Genomic DNA, 1,351 nt, shown 5'->3' on the forward strand with positions numbered 1-1,351 from the left:
GGGCTTCTCTGGATGTTTGCGGTCGTCTGGGCGACGGACATCGTCGCCTATTTCACCGGCCGTTCGTTGGGCGGACCGAAATTGTGGCCCCGCGTAAGCCCGAAGAAGACGTGGTCCGGCTTCCTTGGCGGACTTCTCGCGGCTGCACTGGCGGGATTCCTGGTCGCCTGGAGCGTCCAGAAGCTCGGCCTCATGCCTCCTTTCAGCCTTAGAAACGTGGTGATGCTGTCGCTGATCGCCTCAGTCGCCAGTCAATTGGGCGATCTCGGCGAATCGGCCCTGAAGCGCCATGTCGGCGTCAAGGATTCGAGCCACCTCATTCCCGGCCATGGCGGCGTGATGGATCGCCTCGACGGCTTTTGGGCTGTTGCGCTGATCCTGGGGGGCGTCCTTTTGATCATAYGGTTTGCGTCCTGAAGTCCTGATGACACGTACCCTCACCATTCTCGGAGCCACGGGCTCGATCGGTCGCTCGACGGCCGACGTCGTGGCGGCTCATCCGGATGAGTTTCGCGTCGAAGCGGTTGTCGGAGGCAAGGACGCCAAGGCGCTCGCCGCGATGGCGCGCCGCCTCGGCGCCAAGTTCGCTGCCCTATCCGACGAAGCTGCAAACGCGGACCTCAAGGCCGAACTCGCCGGAACCGGCATCGCGAGTGGGGCTGGTGACAGCGCTGTAATCGAGGCGGTCGACCGGCAGGCGGACGTGGTCCTCGCCGCGATCAGCGGCACCGCGGGCCTTCGCCCGACCCATGCCGCCCTGAAGCCCGGCCGCCGGATCGCTCTCGCCAACAAGGAGAGCCTGGTCTGCGCCGGAAAGGCGTTCATGGCCGACGCCAAACGACTGGGCGTCGACATCATGCCCGTCGATTCCGAGCACAATGCGCTCGACCAGGCGCTGATGGCCGGACACGGCCGAGACGTCGAAAAGGCGACGATCACGGCGACCGGCGGGCCGTTTCGGACCTGGAGCCGGGAGCGGATCGCGGCGGCAACCCCGGCGGAAGCGGCCGCTCATCCGGTTTGGTCGATGGGGTCGAAGATCAATATCGATTCGTCGACCTTGATGAACAAGGGCCTCGAACTCATTGAGGCACATCATCTTTTCGGCATTGATAGCGCTCGCCTCGATGTCCTCGTCCACCCTGAGGCGATCGTTCACGGTCTGGTTCAGTGGAGCGACGGTGCGGTGACGGCGGGTCTTGCTCTACCCGACATGAAGGTGCCGATCGCGAACGCCCTGCGACACCGCGGCCGGCTTGCAATGGACCTGCCGCGTCTCGATCTTGCCCTGATCGGGCAATTAAGCTTCGAACGCGCGGACGAAGACCGGTTCCCGTGCCTTGCGGCGGCC

General features: G+C 64.7%; 2 protein-coding genes. Both read left to right on the plus strand.

Annotation, left to right across the window (positions count from 1 at the left end):
• The coding region (locus AC1DT3_RS21365) for a phosphatidate cytidylyltransferase (protein ID WP_477467191.1) at positions 1-417 on the plus strand (417 nt) is incomplete at its 5' end.
• Positions 418-424: 7 nt separating this feature from the next.
• Positions 425-1,351, plus strand: a 927-nt coding sequence (dxr, locus tag AC1DT3_RS21370) for a 1-deoxy-D-xylulose-5-phosphate reductoisomerase (protein WP_477467192.1), incomplete at its 3' end; no start/stop codon positions are given.

The sequence above is a fragment of the Microvirga sp. P4_G7 genome (assembly GCF_056401005.1).